Annotated in this window: 13 protein-coding genes; 3 read left to right on the top strand and 10 right to left on the bottom strand. The window is 72.7% G+C overall.

Annotation, left to right across the window (positions count from 1 at the left end):
* Positions 1 to 85 precede the first annotated feature (85 nt).
* Entirely contained in the window at positions 86 to 430 is a 345-nt protein-coding gene (locus J4E96_RS03595; RefSeq protein ID WP_227424423.1) for a hypothetical protein, read from the top strand.
* Here the strand turns inward: J4E96_RS03595 and J4E96_RS03590 are convergent.
* The 3 genes from J4E96_RS03590 to J4E96_RS03580 are packed head-to-tail and all read right to left on the bottom strand — an operon-like array spanning position 427 to position 4,914.
* Complete coding sequence (locus J4E96_RS03590) at positions 427 to 2,043, bottom strand: AMP-binding protein (RefSeq protein WP_227424422.1); 1,617 nt, start codon at positions 2,041 to 2,043, stop codon at positions 427 to 429. The genes J4E96_RS03595 and J4E96_RS03590 overlap by 4 nt on opposite strands.
* Entirely contained in the window at positions 2,036 to 3,313 is a 1,278-nt protein-coding gene (locus J4E96_RS03585) for an L-lactate MFS transporter (RefSeq protein WP_227424421.1), read from the bottom strand. Before J4E96_RS03585 ends, J4E96_RS03590 begins: the two co-directional genes overlap by 8 nt.
* Before the next feature lie 2 nt (positions 3,314 to 3,315).
* Positions 3,316 to 4,914 (bottom strand): acyl CoA:acetate/3-ketoacid CoA transferase, encoded by a 1,599-nt coding sequence (locus tag J4E96_RS03580; RefSeq protein ID WP_227424420.1) that lies wholly within the window; start codon positions 4,912 to 4,914, stop codon positions 3,316 to 3,318.
* A gap of 312 nt (positions 4,915 to 5,226) precedes the next feature.
* Here J4E96_RS03580 and J4E96_RS03575 point away from each other — a divergent pair, with 312 nt between their 5' ends.
* A complete protein-coding gene (locus J4E96_RS03575) occupies positions 5,227 to 6,378 on the top strand; it encodes an acyl-CoA dehydrogenase family protein (RefSeq protein WP_227424419.1) in 1,152 nt (383 codons plus the stop codon).
* 295 nt (positions 6,379 to 6,673) lie between these two features.
* Here J4E96_RS03575 and J4E96_RS03570 read toward each other — a convergent pair whose 3' ends face one another.
* From J4E96_RS03570 to J4E96_RS03560, 3 genes are all read right to left on the bottom strand, one after another.
* A complete protein-coding gene (locus J4E96_RS03570; protein WP_227424418.1) occupies positions 6,674 to 7,360 on the bottom strand; it encodes a TetR/AcrR family transcriptional regulator in 687 nt (228 codons plus the stop codon).
* A gap of 138 nt (positions 7,361 to 7,498) precedes the next feature.
* Positions 7,499 to 9,916 carry a hypothetical protein gene (locus tag J4E96_RS03565; RefSeq protein WP_227424417.1) on the bottom strand — a complete coding sequence of 806 codons (2,418 nt, stop codon included), beginning with the start codon at positions 9,914 to 9,916 and terminating at the stop codon, positions 7,499 to 7,501.
* A 170-nt stretch (positions 9,917 to 10,086) separates the two neighbouring features.
* Entirely contained in the window at positions 10,087 to 10,938 is an 852-nt protein-coding gene (locus J4E96_RS03560) for a helix-turn-helix transcriptional regulator (RefSeq protein WP_227425650.1), read from the bottom strand.
* Between the two features lie 100 nt (positions 10,939 to 11,038).
* Between J4E96_RS03560 and J4E96_RS03555 the strand changes: the two genes are divergently transcribed.
* Positions 11,039 to 11,803, top strand: coding sequence for an SDR family oxidoreductase (locus tag J4E96_RS03555; RefSeq protein WP_227424416.1), 765 nt, complete (start codon positions 11,039 to 11,041; stop codon positions 11,801 to 11,803).
* Between the two features lie 282 nt (positions 11,804 to 12,085).
* Here J4E96_RS03555 and J4E96_RS03550 read toward each other — a convergent pair whose 3' ends face one another.
* The 4 genes from J4E96_RS03550 to phnC form a co-directional block, all read right to left on the bottom strand.
* Positions 12,086 to 12,319 carry a three-helix bundle dimerization domain-containing protein gene (locus J4E96_RS03550; RefSeq protein WP_227424415.1) on the bottom strand — a complete coding sequence of 78 codons (234 nt, stop codon included), beginning with the start codon at positions 12,317 to 12,319 and terminating at the stop codon, positions 12,086 to 12,088.
* A 192-nt stretch (positions 12,320 to 12,511) separates the two neighbouring features.
* The gene (locus tag J4E96_RS03545) at positions 12,512 to 14,116 is read right to left on the bottom strand and encodes an HNH endonuclease signature motif containing protein (RefSeq protein WP_227424414.1); all 1,605 of its coding nucleotides are present in this window, start codon (positions 14,114 to 14,116) and stop codon (positions 12,512 to 12,514) included.
* A gap of 178 nt (positions 14,117 to 14,294) precedes the next feature.
* On the bottom strand, positions 14,295 to 15,995 hold the full coding sequence (phnE, locus tag J4E96_RS03540) for a phosphonate ABC transporter, permease protein PhnE (RefSeq protein ID WP_227424413.1): 1,701 nt from the start codon (positions 15,993 to 15,995) through the stop codon (positions 14,295 to 14,297).
* A complete protein-coding gene (gene phnC / locus J4E96_RS03535) occupies positions 15,995 to 16,792 on the bottom strand; it encodes a phosphonate ABC transporter ATP-binding protein (RefSeq protein ID WP_227425649.1) in 798 nt (265 codons plus the stop codon). Before phnC ends, phnE begins: the two co-directional genes overlap by 1 nt.
* Positions 16,793 to 16,820: the final 28 nt, after the last annotated feature.

Below are 16,820 nucleotides of genomic sequence, written 5' to 3'. Positions count from 1 at the left end.
GGTGTGCCTGATCGCCTACCGCGGTCGCCCGCTCGAGGACGACGCGCTGAACCTGGCCGGCTTCTAGGCGCTGTTCGTCGCGTTCGTGCCGACCAACCTGGACGAGACCCTGCGGGGCATCTCCGACCCGCTGGTGCGCGCGGAGATGGTGAACGGGATCCGGGTCTCGACGAAACGTCACGGCGTAGTGCACCCAGGCGAACTCGGTGCCCTGCACGATGCGGAAGACGATCAGGACGACGAACGCGACCGAGAGCGCCCGCGAGGCCTGATCTCGGTCCTCATGGTCGTCGGCGGGCCGGTCGTCCTCGGGCTCGCTTACCTGCTGGTCGAGGGCTACCACGTCGCCGTGGCCGAGTGGTGGCAGATCGCGCTGATCACCCTGTTCTGGGTGCGCGAGACGATCCGGAACTGGGGCCGGACCGGCTAGCCCGCGGCGACGACGGCGACGCCGGTGTCGGCGGCTGCGGTCGCGGCACCGGCCGCGGCGGCCGCCGCGAGCGAGCGCAGCGCGACCTGGTCGACCTTGCCGGACTCGGTGCGCGGCAGCCGGCACATACCGAGCACCTGCGACGGCAGCTTGTACCGGGCCAGCCCGAGCGCGGCGAAGGCCCGGACGTCGGCGAGCGGCGGCGTCGTCCCCGCAGGGCACTCCAGCACCGCCAGCACGCTCTCGCCCCACGCGGGGTCCGGGACACCGACGACGGCGACCCCGGTGATCCCCGGCAGATGCGTCAGGGCGCGCTCGACCTCGGCCGGGTACACGTTCTCGCCGCCGGTGTTGATCATCGTGCTGCGCCGGCCAACGATCGAGATCCACCCGTCGTCGTCGAACTGGGCGAGGTCGCCCGAGCGCAGCCAGCCGTCCGTCGTGAGGGCCGCGCGGGTCGCGTCGGGATCGTTCCAGTAGCCGGGCGTCACGTTCGGGCCGCGGACGAACAGCTCGCCGGTCGCGCCCGCGGCCGCGACGGTGGTCCCGGTGGCGGGGTCGACGAGCCGGAGCTCGGTGTCCGGCAGCGGGAGCCCGGCCGAGCCGGCCTTCGCGAGCGCGAGCTCGCGCGGCACGAAGGTGCACCCGGGCGAGGTCTCCGTCATCCCCCACGACTGCTGCAGCGGCAGGCCGCGCTCGGCGAAGGCGTGGATGAGCGACGGCGGCACCGCGGACCCGGCGATGAGCGCGACCCGGACCCCGGACAGGTCCGCGACCGCGAAGCCCTCGCAGCGGGCAACGGCCGCGAACATCGTGGGCACCCCGAAGACGGTCGTGATGCGGCCGCCCGCCAGGTCGGCCAGGGTGCGCTCGGCGTCGAACGTACGGCGCACGACGACGGTCCCGCCCCGCACGAGCGTGCGCAGCGCGAACGCGTTCAGGCCGCCGATGTGGAACATCGGCGCCACGGCGAGGTTGACGTCGTCGCGCCGGGTGTCGAGCACCTCGTCCATGTTCACGCCCGACCACCACAGGTTGCCGTGCGTGAGCATCACGCCCTTGGGCCGGCCGGTGGTGCCCGAGGTGTACATGAGCACGGCCAGGTCGTCGAACGTCCGGCGGACCCCCGGCACGTCCACGCCGACGTCGACGGCGACGTCGATCGGACGCAACCACCCCGCGCGCGGCGCGGCCGGGGCGCCGGTCGCGGCATCGTCCGCGAGCAGCCAGCGCCGCGGCGGGCCGCCCCGGTCGAGCGGCTCGCAGGCGGCGGCGAGCTCGGGCTCGACCAGCACGGTGCGCGCCCCGCTGTGCCGGAGCACGTAGCCGATCTCGCGCGGGGCCAGCCGGAAGTTCACCGGCACGTAGACCGCGCCGAGGTGCGCGCAGGCGAGCAGCAGGACGAGCGCGCTCGGGCTGTTGCGCCCGAGGTACGCCACCCGGTCCCCCGCGCGGACGCCGACGCCCGCGAGGACGCCGGCCATCCGCGTCACGCCGGCGTGCACCTGCGCCGCGCTCAGGGTCCGGTCGGCGCACACGATCGACGCCGTGCCCGGCGCGCGCCGCGCGAGCAGCGCAACGGCGCGCGCCGGGCTGATGTCGACGTCAGGCACGCGTCCCGGCCACCACCGGCGCCTGGCCGTCCGCCGCCTGGGCCGCCTGCGCGGCGACCTGCGCGCGCTGCACCGCGGTGAACACGAACGCGACCACGAGGCCCGCGAGCGCCAGCCCGATCGCGATGACGAACGCCGTCGTGAAGTCGCCGTCGTGCGCCGCGCCGATCCGCGCTGCGAAGCTCGGGGCGAAGTAGGCCGTGACGGCGTACGCCGAGAACACGATGCCGTAGTTGATCCCCTGGAACCGGGGCCCGAAGCTCTTCATCACCAGCGCCGGGAAGACGCCCATGACGCCGCCGAAGCACAGGCCGAGCCCGACGATGCCGACGGCGAAGCCCGCGACGGAGGAGACCGTCACCAGCACCAGCATCGAGGCGGCGACGACGGCGTAGATCAGCTTGAGCGCGTTGAGGTACCCGATGCGGTCGGACACCGCGCCCCACACGACGCGGCCGAGCATGTTCGAGGCGGCGTAGGCGCTGACGAACAGCGCCGCGGTCGCGGCGGTCAGGCCGAACATGCCCTGGCCGATGCCCGAGGCGTTCGCGGCGATCATGAGGCCGGAGAACGCGCCGAGCGCGAGCAGCACGAGGATGAAGTAGAACGTCGACGTGCGCAGCATGCCGGTGAAGGGGACGGCGACGGCGGGCCCGGCGCCCGTGGGCGGCGTCCAGCCGGCCGGGGCGTAGCCGACCGGGGCGACCCGGACGAACAGGGAGCCGATCACGACGACGACCGCGTACACGGAGCCCATCGCGACGAACGCCGTGCCGATCCCGTGCTCGCGGATCAGCCAGCTCGCGACGGGGGCGGCGACGACGGCGGCCATCCCCATCCCGCCCGTGATCAGGCCGGCGGCCTGGCCGCGGCGGTCCGGGAAGAACTTGAGCGTGTTGCTCAGGCAGCCGGAGTACGCCAGGCCCTGCCCGATGCCGGCGACGATGCCGTAGGTCAGGTAGAGCTGGGTCGTGGTGGTCGCGAGGCCCGCGAGGATGAAGCCGGCCGCGAACAGCAGCCCGCCCGCGAGGATCGAGTAGCGGGCCCCGCCCCGGTCGACGATGTACCCGCCGAGGATCATCGGGATGGGGCTGATGGCACCGTTGATGCCGAACGCGAGCATGACGGCGGGCATCGTCCAGCCGTGCTCGGCGGCGAGCGGGCCCGCGAACACCGAGAACGCGTAGATGGCGCCCGTGCACATGAGGATCGCGACCGATCCCCACAGCACCGCCCAGCGGTTGATCGTGGGAGCGGCGGTGGTCGCCATGGTCAGGGCCTTCCGGTGAGCGCCGGCGCCAGTGCCGGCCGCGGGGAGTGGATGTGGGCGGCAAGCTCGCCCCAGGTCTCGCGGAAGATGCCGGCGGGCATCAGGGCGAGGTCCGGGGAGATCGTGGGGGCGAAGTCCATCAGGTCGAGCACCTGCGTCTGCAGGTCGACGCCCGGGGCGATCTCGATGAGCGTCATCGACCCGTCGCTCAGCACGAACACGGCCCGCTCGGTCACGTACAGGACCCGCTGACCGGTGCCCGCGGCGTACTGGCCGCTGAACGTGATCTGCTCGACGTGGTCGAGGAACTTGCGGGCCCGGCCCTCGGTGCGCACCTGCAGCGCGCCCTCGACGATCTCGACGTCGAGGCCGCCGGCCGTGAACGTGCCGGCGAAGACGAGCGTCTTGGCCGCCTGGGAGATGTTGATGAACCCGCCGGCGCCCGCGACGCGGCCGCCGAACTTGGAGACGTTGACGTTGCCGTGCTGGTCGGTCTGCGCCAGCCCGAGCACGCACAGGTCGAGCCCGCCGCCGTCGTAGAAGTCGAACTGGGAGTGCATCTCGACGAGCGCCTCGGGGTTGTAGGCGTGGCCGAAGTCCTTCAGCCCCGCGGGCACCCCGCCGATCGCGCCGGACTCGGTGGTCATGACCACGTCGCTGCTCGCGCCCTCCTCGGCGACGATCGAGCCGACGTCGGCCGGGATGCCGACGCCGAGGTTGAGCACCGTGCCCGGCGTCATCTCCATCGCGCACCGGCGGGCGATGACCTTGCGCTCGGTGAGCGGGATCGAGACGACCCCGGACAGGGGCGTGCGCACCTGGCCCGAGTAGGACGGGTTGTAGTGCGTGTTCTCGGTCTGGAAGTGGTTGGCCGGCTCCGAGACGACGATGTAGTCGACCAGCACGCCGGGCACCCGGATGTCGTTCGGGTCGAGCGACCCGGCCTTGGCGAGCGACTCGACCTGGGCGATCACGATGCCGCCGCTGTTGTGCGCGGCCTGGGCGATGGGCAGGACCTCCATCTTGAGGCCCTCCTTGCTCAGGGTCAGGTTGCCGTGCTCGTCCGCGACGGTCCCCCGGATCAGCCCGACGTCGATCGGGAACGAGGGGTAGAACATCCACTCCTCGCCCGCGAGCTCGACGACCTGGACGTAGTCCTCGACCGAGCAGGCCGACATCCGCGCTCCCTCGACCCGCGGGTCGACGAACGTCCCGGTCCCGACCTTGGTCACGACCCCCGGACGCTTCGCGGCGATCTCGCGGTAGAGCTGGGTGATGACGCCCTGCGGCAGGTTGTACGCCTCGCACTTGTCGTCCTGGATCAGCTTCGCCAGGGCGGGCGACGCGATCGCGATGCCGCCGATCCAGCGCTTGATCAGGCCCTCGTGGCCCCAGTGGCTCATGCCCCGGGTCCGCCGGTCGCCGACGGCGCTGGAGTGCACGACCGTGAGGTTGCGCGGCGCCCCGTGCTCGAGGAACCGCTGCTCGACGGAGATGAGCGTCTCCTCGTTGACGCACGCCAGGCCGAACCCGCTCAGGGCCACCGTGGCCCCGTCTTCGATGAGTACGGCCGCCTCGGCCGCCGTGATGACAGTTGCCACGAGCACTGCTCCTTCGTTGGAGTTGCGGGGTCATGCGCAGGTGCGGGTCATGCAGAGGTGCGGCGTCGTTCAGAACGCGGTGTTCGGCCTTCAGTGTTGGGGCATCGGGACGCGCCCTTGCAGGCCCGACGTCCCGATGCGGACACCGCGTTTACTATTTCGGACGATGATCGTCGGCAATTGGGACCATCGTCCCGCGAGTGGGCCGTCGGGGCGCGCCGATGATGGAGCCGCGGCACGGGATCTGCCCGGCCGCAGCGACGAGGCTGCGCTGCCGCACGGGCGCACGCCGGCACCGAAAGGCGAACGACCATGGACTTCGGACTGACCGACGAGCAGGACCTCCTCCTGCAGAGCCTCGATGAGCTGCTCGAGCGCGAGTGCTCCGAGTCGTACATCGCCGCGCTCGACCTCAACCACGAGCAGCCGGTGTCGTTCCGCAAGGCGATGAACGAGGCCGGCTTCGGCTCGCTCGGCTTCCCCGAGGAGTTCGGCGGGACCCCCTGCGACGCCATGACGCTCGTGCTGCTCGCCGAGCGCGTCGCGCGCCAGGGCCTGAACAACGGCTACGGCCTCGAGCTGCTCCAGGCGACGGACATCATCGAGTTCGGGTCCCCGGAGCAGCAGCGCGAGGTGCTGGGCCAGCTCGCGACGGGCGAGGTTCCCTTCGCCCTCGGCTTCACCGAGCCGGGCGCCGGCTCGGACACGTCGGCGATGTCGACGCGCGCCGTGCACCACGACGGCATGGTGACCTTCACGGGCACCAAGACGCTCATCACCAGCGCGCTCGTGTCCAAGAACCTGCTCCTGATGGCCAAGGACCCGGAGGTGGCGAACCCGCGCGAGGCGATCTCGATGTACCTCGTGCCGATGGACTCCCCCGGCATCACGACCAACCGCCTCGACAAGATCCTGTGGCACATCAGCGACTCCAGCGAAATCTTCCTGGACGAGGTGACGCTGCCCGAGTCCTGCCTCGTCGGGGTCAAGGGCGCCGGGTTCAAGCAGCTCATGCGCAACTTCGAGCTCGAGCGGCTCGTGATCGCCGCCAACTGCCTCGGCCAGGCCCAGTGCGCCTTCGACGACGCCGCGACGTACGCCGGTCAGCGCGTCCAGTTCGGGCAGCCGATCGGCTCGTTCCAGCTCATCCAGCTCAAGCTCACCGACATGGCGATCAAGCTCGAGAACATGCGCAACTTCGTCTACCGGACCGCGTGGATGCTCGACCAGGGCATGCCGCTGCGCAGCCAGGGTGCGCTGTGCAAGCGCTACAGCGCGATGGCCGCGTTCGAGGTCGCCGACGAGGCGATGCAGATCTTCGGCGGCGTCGGGGTGACCGTCGGCGTGCGGGTCTCGCGACTGTGGCTCGACCTGCGCGGGCACCGCTTCGGCGGCGGCACCGACGAGATCATGGTGCACATCGCCGGGCGCCAGATCGTCAAGGAGCACCAGCACACGGCGTAGCCGACTGGGGGCGCCGCGGGCGAGTGTGGGCGATCTGCTCCCAGGCGAGCGGGTGTGGGAGATCTGCCGGTCAACGACCCCGTTCGGGGACCGATCGCCCACACTCGCGCCGCGTGGAGCCGATTGCCCACATTCGCGCCGCCCGTCCGGGTCGCCCGTCCGGGTCGCCCGTCCGGGTCGCCCGGTCGGGTCGCTCGGTCGGGTCGCTCGGTCAGGCCGCTCCAGTCAGGCCGCTCCAGTCAGGCCGCTCCAGTCAGGCCACCCGGCTCGCGCCGTTCCCGTCAGCCCGCTCGGCTCAGGACGCCGCGGCCCGCAGCTGGTTGTCGACCAGCTGCTCGACGTACGCGCCGAGGGTGCTGCGCACGCGGTCGAGCAGGTGCGGCGGGGTCACGAGCACGTGCATCAGCACCGCCCCCTCCACCGCGTCCAGGAGGTGCACGGCCGAGGCGTGCGCCGGCAGCACCCCGCGCCTGATGGCCTCCTCGACCCGGCTGCGCTCCTCGAGCACGAACTCGGTCATCGTCCGCTGCCGGATGTTCGCGAACAGCTGCGGGAACGCGCGTGCCTCGACATACAGGCGCAGCATCGGCAGCCCGTTCGGGCTCAGGTACAGCTCCGCGCGCCTGGTCGCGTGCGCGATGAGGAAGTCGCGCAGCGAGCCCTCGTCGGTCAGCGGCGGCGAGCCCTCCTCCTCGCGGAGCTCCGCGCCGCGCTGCTGGTTGCGCCGCAGGGCCGCCGTCAGCAGCGACTCCTTGTCCCCCCACCGCAGGTAGATCGAGGACTTGCCGACCCGGGACCGCGTGGCGACCTCGTCGATCGTCAGGCCCGCCCAGCCCTTCTCCCCGAACACCTCGAGCGCGGCCTGCAGGGCGCGCTCCTCGAGCATCGGGTCGCGCGGGCGACCGGGTGCACGGGTCGGCTCCGCCTCCTCGGCCGGGTCGACAAGGACCTCGGTGGTGCGCAGAGAGTCCGGGTCGGTCACGGGGTCGATTTTACGTTCCCCACGCGGGTGCGCGTGGCCGTCTGGGCACACACGCACCCCTTCGCGTCACTACGCCCCTTCGCGTCACTGGGCCCCTCCGCGTCACTGGGCCCCTTCGCGTCACTACGCCCCTTCGCGTCACCGCGCCCCGGCGCGGATCGCCGCGAGCGCCGCCGCGACGTCGGGCACCGTCCAGACCTGGGCCGTGCCGGCGCCCTGGGCCGTCACCAGCAGGTCGGCGCCGACCGCCTGGACGTCGATGTCGTCCGTGCTGCCTGCCGCCGGGATCGGCACCCATCGCCACCGCGCGCCGTCGGCGGACAGCCACAGCACCGGGCCGGTGAACGCCGCGCTCTCGATCCACCCGGCCGCCGCGACCCCGCCGTCGACCTCGACCGCGATGCCGCGCGAGACGCCGTCGGCGAGCCGCTCCACGACGGCGAAGGCGCCCCCGTCCGAGGTCTCCCAGACGGTGTCGACCGCGCCGTCCGAGCCCTCGAGTCGGGCGCCCGTCTCGGTCGCGACGCAGGACGTGAAGAACGAGCCCGGGGCGTCGGTCAGGGCGACCGGCGCCCAGCCGGCGCCGTCGTTCGTCCAGGCCGTGGCGTGGGAGACCCGGTCGGCGTCCTCGGCCCAGCCGACGGCGACCGGGCCGCCCGGCAGGTCGCAGATCGCCGTGATCGAGGAGTCCCCGCCGCCGTCGGTCTGGAACTGGCCGGCCGCCCGCGTCCACGCGAGGCCGTCGGGCGAGGTCCACAGCGCCGCCACGCGCGAGTCGGAGTAGTCGCCGCTCGTCCCCGCATCGGCGGCAAGCAGCCAGCCGGCCGAGGTCATCGCGACCGCCCGCGGCCGCTGGAACCCCAGCTCCTCGATGCCCGTGACGGGCTGCCAGCCGGCTCCGGCGGGACTGACCCAGGCGTGCATCGGGAAGCCCTCCTCGGCGGTGGCGACCGCGGCGAGCACGGACGTGCCCGACCCGGCGTCGGTGCCGAACACCGGGGCGCTGTGCGTGACCAGGTCGGGCGGGCCCCAGGCCACCGCGCGCAGGCGGCCGCCCGCGTAGGTGTAGCTCGCGGGGGCCAGGAACTGCACGAAGCCGTACCTGCCGCCGTCGCCGTCGTCGCCGGCGGTGAACTCGAAGACGAGCTGCGCGGCGGCCACGCCGACGGCGCCCGGCAGGGCGTGCAGCGAGTCGACGCCGTAGCCCTGCCGCCACTCGTTGAGCGACGCGCCTTCCGCCGACCCGCCCGCCGCCAGCCCGCCCGCCGTCGCGCGGACCTCGGCGAGCGCGCCGTTCGCCTCGATCACCGCGGCCAGCCCGCCCGCGGTCCGCACCGCGACGGCCGCCGGGTCTGCGGAGGGGTACTCGACGGTCGCGACCGGCTCGGTCCAGGCGCCGTCGGCCCGGCGGTAGCGCAGGTACACGGCCGGGTTCGCGGACTGCGTGATCGCCACCGCGACCTCACCGTTCGAGGTGGTGGGGCGACTGAAGCGCGCGGGAGCGCCCTTCACCGCCCAGCCGAGCGGGTCCGCTCCGAACGGCGCGAGGCCGTCCGGGGTCCAGGTCGCGCCGTCCGGCGAGGCCCACGCGGCGGGCCGGCTGCTGCCCTCGCCCGCGGACCGGTCGGAGCCGGTGGCCACGAACTCGGTGCCCGTCCACACGACGCCGGCGACGTCCGCCCGCGCCGACGCCGTCACGTCCCGCGCGGCACCGAACGTCGCACCCGCGTCGGTGGACACGTAGCTGACCGGCGTCGCCGGCTCGCCGCGGGGCCCGCGCTCGGCGGTGACGACGACGACGTCGCCCGCCACCGCCACGCCCGTCACCACCTGCGCCTCGTCGTCGCCGAGGGCCGGCAGCGCGGTAGTGGACGTCTCGCCCGTCGCGACCGTGTGGACGACGACGGCGGGTCGCCGCGAGACCAGGCCGTCGCCCGCGAGCACCACGCGCTGGGCGTCGGCGCCGGACTCGTGGGTGCGCGCAGCGCGCGCGGCCGCGTCGAGCTCGACCGGCGTCCAGGTGGTGCGGTCGGCGGAGGTCAGCAGGAAGCTCTCGTCGGTCGTGCCGGTCCAGGCGTACCCGGAGATCGCGGAGATCCCCGCGCTGCCGGCGACGGTGACGGCCTGGACGTCGCTCGCGGTGCCGTTCGCGCCGCCGGTCGTGCCGCCGGTCGCGTCGGCGCTCGGGCCGGCAGTCGGGCCAGCGGTCGTGCCGGCGATGTCAAGGGTGGCCTGCTCGGTCATCGCGGAGGCGTCGGCGGCGCTGGACCAGACCCGCACCGCGGTGCGACCGGACGGCCCCGGGGAGACCAGGCCGACGGCCAGCCGCGGCAGCGTTCCGTCGGACGGCAGGGCCGTCGTCCCCCAGACGGCGGGCGCGTCCGCCGTCGCGCGCATGTCGGTCGGCACGTCGACGGGCGTGAAGGTCACGTCCAGCACGGGGGCCGCCGACGGCGCGGGTTCGGGCGTCCTCTCCTGGCACGCGGTGAGCAAGAGGGCGGCGATCGCGGCGAGGACGACGACGGCGACGCGGCGGGCTGCGGGGACGGGCGTCATGCGCGCAACGCTCTCTCATCCGCGCCTGCCCGAACCGGGCCGCGAGAGATCTGTGGATAACCTCGCCGCGGTCAGCCGGCAACGCGCCGACGTTGTTGGTGGCCCGGCAGGGCCAGGTCTGGCTGAGCGGGGGCAGCCGGACCCCGGGGCCTCGCTCGCGATGACGTGGCTCAGCCCTGACCGCTCGCGAACTCCTGGGTGCCGAGAACAGCCAGGAGCGTGAGCTTGCTCTCCGCCTCGCTGCGCGGAGGCGCCGTCAGCACCAGGAGCGCCTGAGACTCGTCCTCGGTGAACAGCACTTGGCAGTCGACCTCGATCGATCCGATCTCGGGGTGGATGAGCACCTTGTGGTCCTCGAAGCGGCGACTCACCTCATGGGCTTCCCAGAGTTCGGCGAACTCCGGGCTCCGGGCCGTGAGTTCGCGAACCAGTGCACCGGCCCGCGAACGCCGTCCCATCCTCGCGTAGGCGGCGCGCAGCGAGGCGACCTGCGCCCGGCCCTGCCGGTCCCGGTCGTGCTCCGGGTAGCGCCACCGTTCTTGGTCGGGGCGAAGGAACCAGCGATAGATGCCGCTGCGCTCCCAGCCAGCGAGTCCGCTGGCGTCGCCGAACAGCGCGCGAGCGGGGTCGTTCTGCACGAGGGTCTGGCCGAGCGCGTCGATGATGAACGCCGGGGTGTCAGTGAGTCGGTCGAGCACCCGCAGCAGGGCCGGCGCGACATAGTCCGTCATGGCGGCACGGTCCGGCGCGCTGTGGCCCGCCACCCGGTACATGTAGTCGCGCTCGTCAGGTGTCAGCCTCAGGCCGCGGGCGAGCGAGCCGAGCATCTGGGTGCTCGGCTGCGGTCCGCGTCGCTGCTCGAGACGGGTGTAGTAGTCGGTCGACATCACCGCGAGCTGGGCAACCTCCTCGCGGCGCAGCCCAGGGGCACGACGGCGCACGCCCGCGCTCAGCCCGACGTCACCCGGCCTGAGCGCGGCGCGGTGACGGACGAGGAAGTCGGCAAGCGCATCACGGTCCACCATCGAAGTATCGGCCCGGCCGACCGCGCCAACCAGGGATCCCCACTCCCCCGACAACTACTCCCTGGTGCAGTGCCGAAGGCGCGCCGAGACTCCAACCATGCAGATCACGGGAAATACCATCTTCATCGCCGGCGCGACCAGCGGCATTGGCCTGGCCCTCGCCCTCGCCCTCAGGGCCAAGGGCAACGAGGTCATCATCGGCGGCCGCCGCACCGAGCTGCTCGACCAGATCAGCGCCGAGCACCCCGGACTCCACTCCTACCGGATCGACACGACTGACCCCGAGAACGTCGCCACACTCGCCCAGCAGGTCATCGCCGAGCACCCCGAGCTCAACGTGCTCATCCCGATGGCCGGCATCATGCGAGTCGAGGACTGGACCGATCCGGAATCCTTCCTCGCTTCTGCCGAGCAGACGATCACCACCAACGTGCTCGGACCGATCCGGCTCATCGCCGCCTTCACCGAGCACCTGCAGAGCCGAGCCGAGGCCGCGATCGTCACCGTGTCCTCCGGACTGGCGTTCGCTCCGCTGCAGGCCACGCCCAGCTACAACGCCAGCAAGGCCGCCATCCACATGCTCAGCGAGTCGATCCGCCTCCAGCTCGCAGGCACGAGCGTCCAGGTCCTCGAACTCGAGCCGCCGGCGGTGGCGACCGATCTCCTCCCGGGTCAACGGGACAGCGCCATCGCGATGCCGCTCGACGAGTTCATCTCCGAGGTCATCACCCTCATCGAGTCCCAGCCCGACGCGAAGGAGATCCAGGTCGAGAACGTCAAGTTCCTGCGCTACGGCGAGGCCCGCGGCGACTACGACCAGGTCGTCGCGGCGATCAACCTGCACGACCTGGCAGGCGCGTAGCACGACGACCGAGACGCCGTCCGCCTCCGCGACGGGGTGCCAGACGGGCACCCACCCACCAGCGCGTGCGGACACGTCGCCTCGGCGTCGTCTCCAGGCGGGCAACGACGACCTCGGATAGGCGTCCCGCGACGGCACAGACCCGGCACGGTAGCTGGATCGCCTGCGGACTCCTCGAACAGGAGATCCGGCCAATAACGGGGCAGCGTCCACGAACCGGGCCGCGAGAGATCTGTGGATAACCGCGCCGCGGTCAGCCGGCAATGCGGCGACGGATCTCCTTCATCGGCCGGCTCGCGCCGTCCGCGCCGGGATGGAGCGCGCATACGACGCGAGGCTCTCGCGGGCGGCGCGCTCCACGAGAATCGGGACGAAGGCCCGCACCTCCCGGCCATCCAGCTCGAGCTGCGCCCGCAGGACCGCCGTCCGGACCGTCTCGACCGCGAGGTCCGGGAACCGGCCATGCAGGCGCTCGGTCACCTGCGCGATCAGCTGAGATTCGTCGACGTTCTCCATCGCCGCAGTCTGTCGGCCGCCGGCCGCCGGAGCAAGCGCCTCGTCGCTCGCTCGAGCGAGCCACGGCCGTGTTGCGCAGGCTTCGCGTCGGTCGTGCGAGGCCACCGCGGATGGGTTCGCCGCGCCAACCGACTGCTGCACCGAACTGCGACTCGGACCTTAAGGGCCGACTGGACCTCAAGGGGCCGACTGCTAGAAGGGTGGGTCGTCGGGCTGGGGCGTGTGCAACCAGGGCCGATCGGGTGGCGGCGGCTCGGGATTGACGTCGACGGAGGGTCGCTTGTAGCGGTGCTTGGTCGGTGAGGTCCACCACGTGTCGCCGGTGGAGGTGTCGAGGTCGGGGTGCCAGCCGCCGTAGGTCTTGGCCCGGTGATGGTGGCGGCACAGCGAGTGCAGGTTCTCTTCGCAGGTTTGCCCGCCGAGGTCGGGGTGGTCGTGGTCGTAGGGGTCGCGGTGGTCCAGGTCGCATCGCCACGCGGGCATCCGGCACCCCACGAACGTGCAGGTCTTATCCCGGGCCAGCACGGTTCCGGTCAGGTCGGCGCCGGGGCGGTACCCGCGCGGCCCGATCCCGGTCACGCACCCGGTGGCGGGGTCGGTGAAGATCCGCCGCCACGTCGCGTCCGCCGCGATCGCCCGGACCAGGTCTGCGGGGATCGGCCCGTACCCGGCCAGCTCCCCGGGCACCTCATCCAACCCCAACAACGTGGTCGCCGCGGCGGTCACCTGCAGGTGCGGGCGACGCCCGTGCTCGGTCTTCAAGACCCCGCCGGCCCTCGGAGTCCCGCCGGCCTGACCCGCTGTCCCGGGACCCGGTCCCGCTGTGCCGGGCAGTGCGGTGGTGGGGGCGATGCCGGTGGTGAGGATGTCGGTGCAGAGGTCGGTCAGGGCGTCCGCGCGCCGCGCCGCCACACCGCGTGGGTCGGCGGGGTCCGCGGACGCGGCGATGGCGTCGATCGCGGTGAACACCGTCATCGCGTCCTTGGCGGGTAGGTACGCGGTCAACCACGCCATCACCCCCGGCGCCGGGCTGACCCGCACATACCGGTCCGCGGCGTCGCGGGCGCGCCGCTCGGCGACGGCGGCCGGGTTCACGGTCAGCTCGACCTTGCGCAGGCGCGCCTTCAACGCCGGCACCGTCAAACCCGCCGCGACCGGCAGCACCGCGTCCAGGACAGCCGCTGCGGCGTCGTCGTCGAGGTGCCCGACCCCGTCGACCAGGGCGGTGGCCTTGCGGTGATCAATCACCCCAGCCACCAACGCCTCGCGCACCGCGGGCCACACCTGCAGCGAGGTGCCGAGGCTGACCTTCGCCTCCGCCACCGACCGGGACATCACCAGCACCGACGCGACCTCATCACCCACGAACTCACCCAGACGCTGCGCATCCCGGCGCCGGGCGAGCTCGGCGATCATCTCGCCCTGCCGCGCCGCAGCCAGCGAGGTGACGCGTTCCCAGGCGGCGATCGCCTCGATCAACACCGCATCATGCACATCCGACGGGCACAGGCCCTCAAGCAGCTCCACCAGCGGCGAGCCGGGCGCCTGGTCCATCAACGCGGCGGACAACGCGACCTGATCGATCGGCCCCGCGATGCACGACCCCGCGGCCGCGGCCTGCGCCAACGCCGCCCCCGCCTCCGCAAACACCCGCCCGAGCAACACCCCGAACGCCACATCCACCGACACCGGCAACGCCGTCACCGTCGCCGTGTCGGCCGCCGAGGTGGCGCCCGCGACCGCCGGCCCGGCCCCCGCCGGGGCCCCCGTTACCTCGTCATCGCTCGGTTCGAACATGTGTACAGACTAGGACGGACCACCCACACGCACCCCACCCCGCAACCCGCCCTGTGCACAGATGACCGACTTCGGCTGTCGGCCTCCGGAAGCCCGGAAGCCCGGAAGCCCGGAAGCCCGAGATTCCTGGCAAGACCCGCACAACGACGGAGGCAGCGCCCGCGCTCGAGCCCGGCGGTTAGCCCAGCGCGCGACGGATCCACATCGAGAGACCCTCGACCACCAGCACCGCCACGAGGATCATCGCCACGATCGCCGTCACCTGGTCGTAGTTCGAGCCCTGCCCGGCGTTGAGCACGTAGTAGCCGATGCCCCCGCCGCCGACGATGCCGAGGATGGTGGCCGCGCGGATGTTGGTGTCCAGCAGGTAGAAGGTGTGCCCGATCAGCGCCCGGCTGCCCTGCGGGAAGGTCGCGGCGACAAAGACCTGCAGCCGGGTCGCACCGGCCGTCGTCACCGCGCGCTCGGGTCCGGCGTCAACCTCCTCGAAGGAGTCGGCGATGAGCTTTCCCAGCAGGCCGATGCCGCAGAAGGCAAGAGCCAACGTGCCGGCCTGCGGACCCAGCCCCGTGACGATGATCAAGACGACCGCGAGGATCAGCTCCGGGATCCCGCGGATGGAGACCAGGACGAACCGCGCGACGCCGCGCACCAGCCCGGTGGGCGCGACGTTCCGTGCCGCGAGCGCCCCGACGAGGACGGACAGCACGAAGGTCAGCCCGGTGGCCGCGAACGCGATCGCGACGGTCTCGGCCATCGCGCCGACCATCACGGCGGCCGGATAGTTGCCGAAGCTGGGCGGCCAGAACTTCGCCGCGACCTCGGGGATGAGCTGCCAGGACGTGATGAGCTCACGCCAGGGGATGTCGCAGACCGCGACCGACGCGGCCACCACGGCAACGGCGAGCCAGCCGGCCGCGCCGTTGCGCACCCGTTCCCGGTCCCACGGGCGATGCAGCGCCTCCTGCGCGGAGCGGGGCGCCGTTCTCGCCGGAAGCGCGCGCCCCCGCCACCAGCGAGGGACGCGGCGCGAGGGCGCGGCGTGACCGAGCATCGCCTTGCGCGCCGCGGACGAAATGATCTCCATGCCGACGCACAGCGCGAACATGACGAGGGCGATGCCCAGGCCGAGGGAGTAGTTCAGGCTGCTGAACGCGTACTTCATCTCCAGGCCGAGCCCGACGACGCCCACGTACCCGAGGATCACCGAGCCCCGCAGGTTGATGTCGTTGCGGTGCAGCACGGTCGCCACCCAGGACGGCAGCACCTGCGGGAGGACCCCGGAGATGAACTCCTGCGTCCGGGTGGCCCCGGCCGCGCGCAGCGCGAGCCGCGGACCCTCGTCGATCTGCTCGATGGCGTCGGCGAAGAGCTTCGAGATCATCCCCACCGAGTGCAGGCCGATCGCCACGATCCCCGGGAGGGCGCCGATCGAGAAGACCAGCACCGCGACCATCGCCATGACGACGTCGGGCACCGCGCGGGCGAGCACCCCGAGAAAACGGCCGAGGAGCCGCCACGACGGCCCCGGCGTCGTGTTCGCGGCGGCCAGGTACGCGACCGGGACCGAGAGCACCGCGGCGAGGACGGTTCCGCAGATCACGAGCCCGAGGGTCAGGCCGACCAGGCCGACCAGCTCACCCGCGGGCGGGAAGGTGATCGTGCCGACGCGACCCACGAAGCGGGTGGCGTTCGACCAGCTGCCCAACATCGCCGAGACCGAGATGTCCACCCGGACCAGGGCGAACACCGCCGCGACCGCCAGGCCCGCGAGCGCCACCCCGGCGGCGGCCCGCCGGCGATCGACCGGTCGGGCGCGGACCAGCTGCGCGGGCGTGCTCGGAGCGCCGGCGGGGGCGGGGGCGTCGATCAGCACCATCAGCGGTCCCGGGCGGACACTGCGCGCGGCGCCGCCGCGGCCAGCGGACCGAGCGCCGCGGCCGCGTGAGGCGTGCCGTAGATCTCCATCGCGCCCGCCTTCGTGTAGTCGACCGCCGGCGCGTCCCGCACGACCCGCCCGTCCCGCAGCCCGACGATCCGGTCGGCCCAGCTCAGCGCGAGGTCGACCTGGTGCAGGCTGCACACGACGGTGAGCCCGGCCTCGCTTGCGATCTGCCGGATCAGCGCCATCACCTGGGCGCTCGAGTCCGGGTCGAGGGACGCGACCGGCTCGTCGGCCAGCAGGATCTTCGGGTCCTGCATCAGCGCCCGCGCGATGGCGACCCGCTGCTGCTGACCGCCGGAGAGGGTGTCGGACCGCTGGTAGGCCTGGGCCAGCAGCCCGACCCGATCGAGGTGCTGCAACGCCGTCAGCCGGAGCGCGCGGCGGTACGTCAGCAGCCCCAGGCGCGGGCCCGTGATCCGGGCGAGCGCGCCGGTCAGGACGTTCTCCAGCACGCTCAGGGACCGGACGAGCTCGAACTGCTGGAACACGAAGCCCACCTGGCTGCGCAGCTCGCGCAGCTCCTTGCCGCGAAGCGCCGCCACCGGCCGGTCCAGCACCCGGAGGACGCCGCTGGTCGGGGTCTCGAGGCCGACGAGGTGCCGGAGCAGGGTCGACTTGCCCGAGCCGGAGAGCCCGAGCAGGACGACGATCTCCCCGGGCGCGACGGTGAGGCTCACGTCGTCGAGCGCGCGGGTCGACCCGAACGACTTCGAGACGCCGGCGAGCTCCACGACGGCCGCGGGGCCACCTGCTCCGGCC

It is taken from the genome of Pengzhenrongella sicca (genome assembly GCF_017569225.1).
In the GTDB taxonomy this organism is placed as follows: Bacteria; Actinomycetota; Actinomycetes; order Actinomycetales; family Cellulomonadaceae; genus Pengzhenrongella; species Pengzhenrongella sicca.
This window is presented reverse-complemented; position numbering and strand designations above follow the sequence as displayed.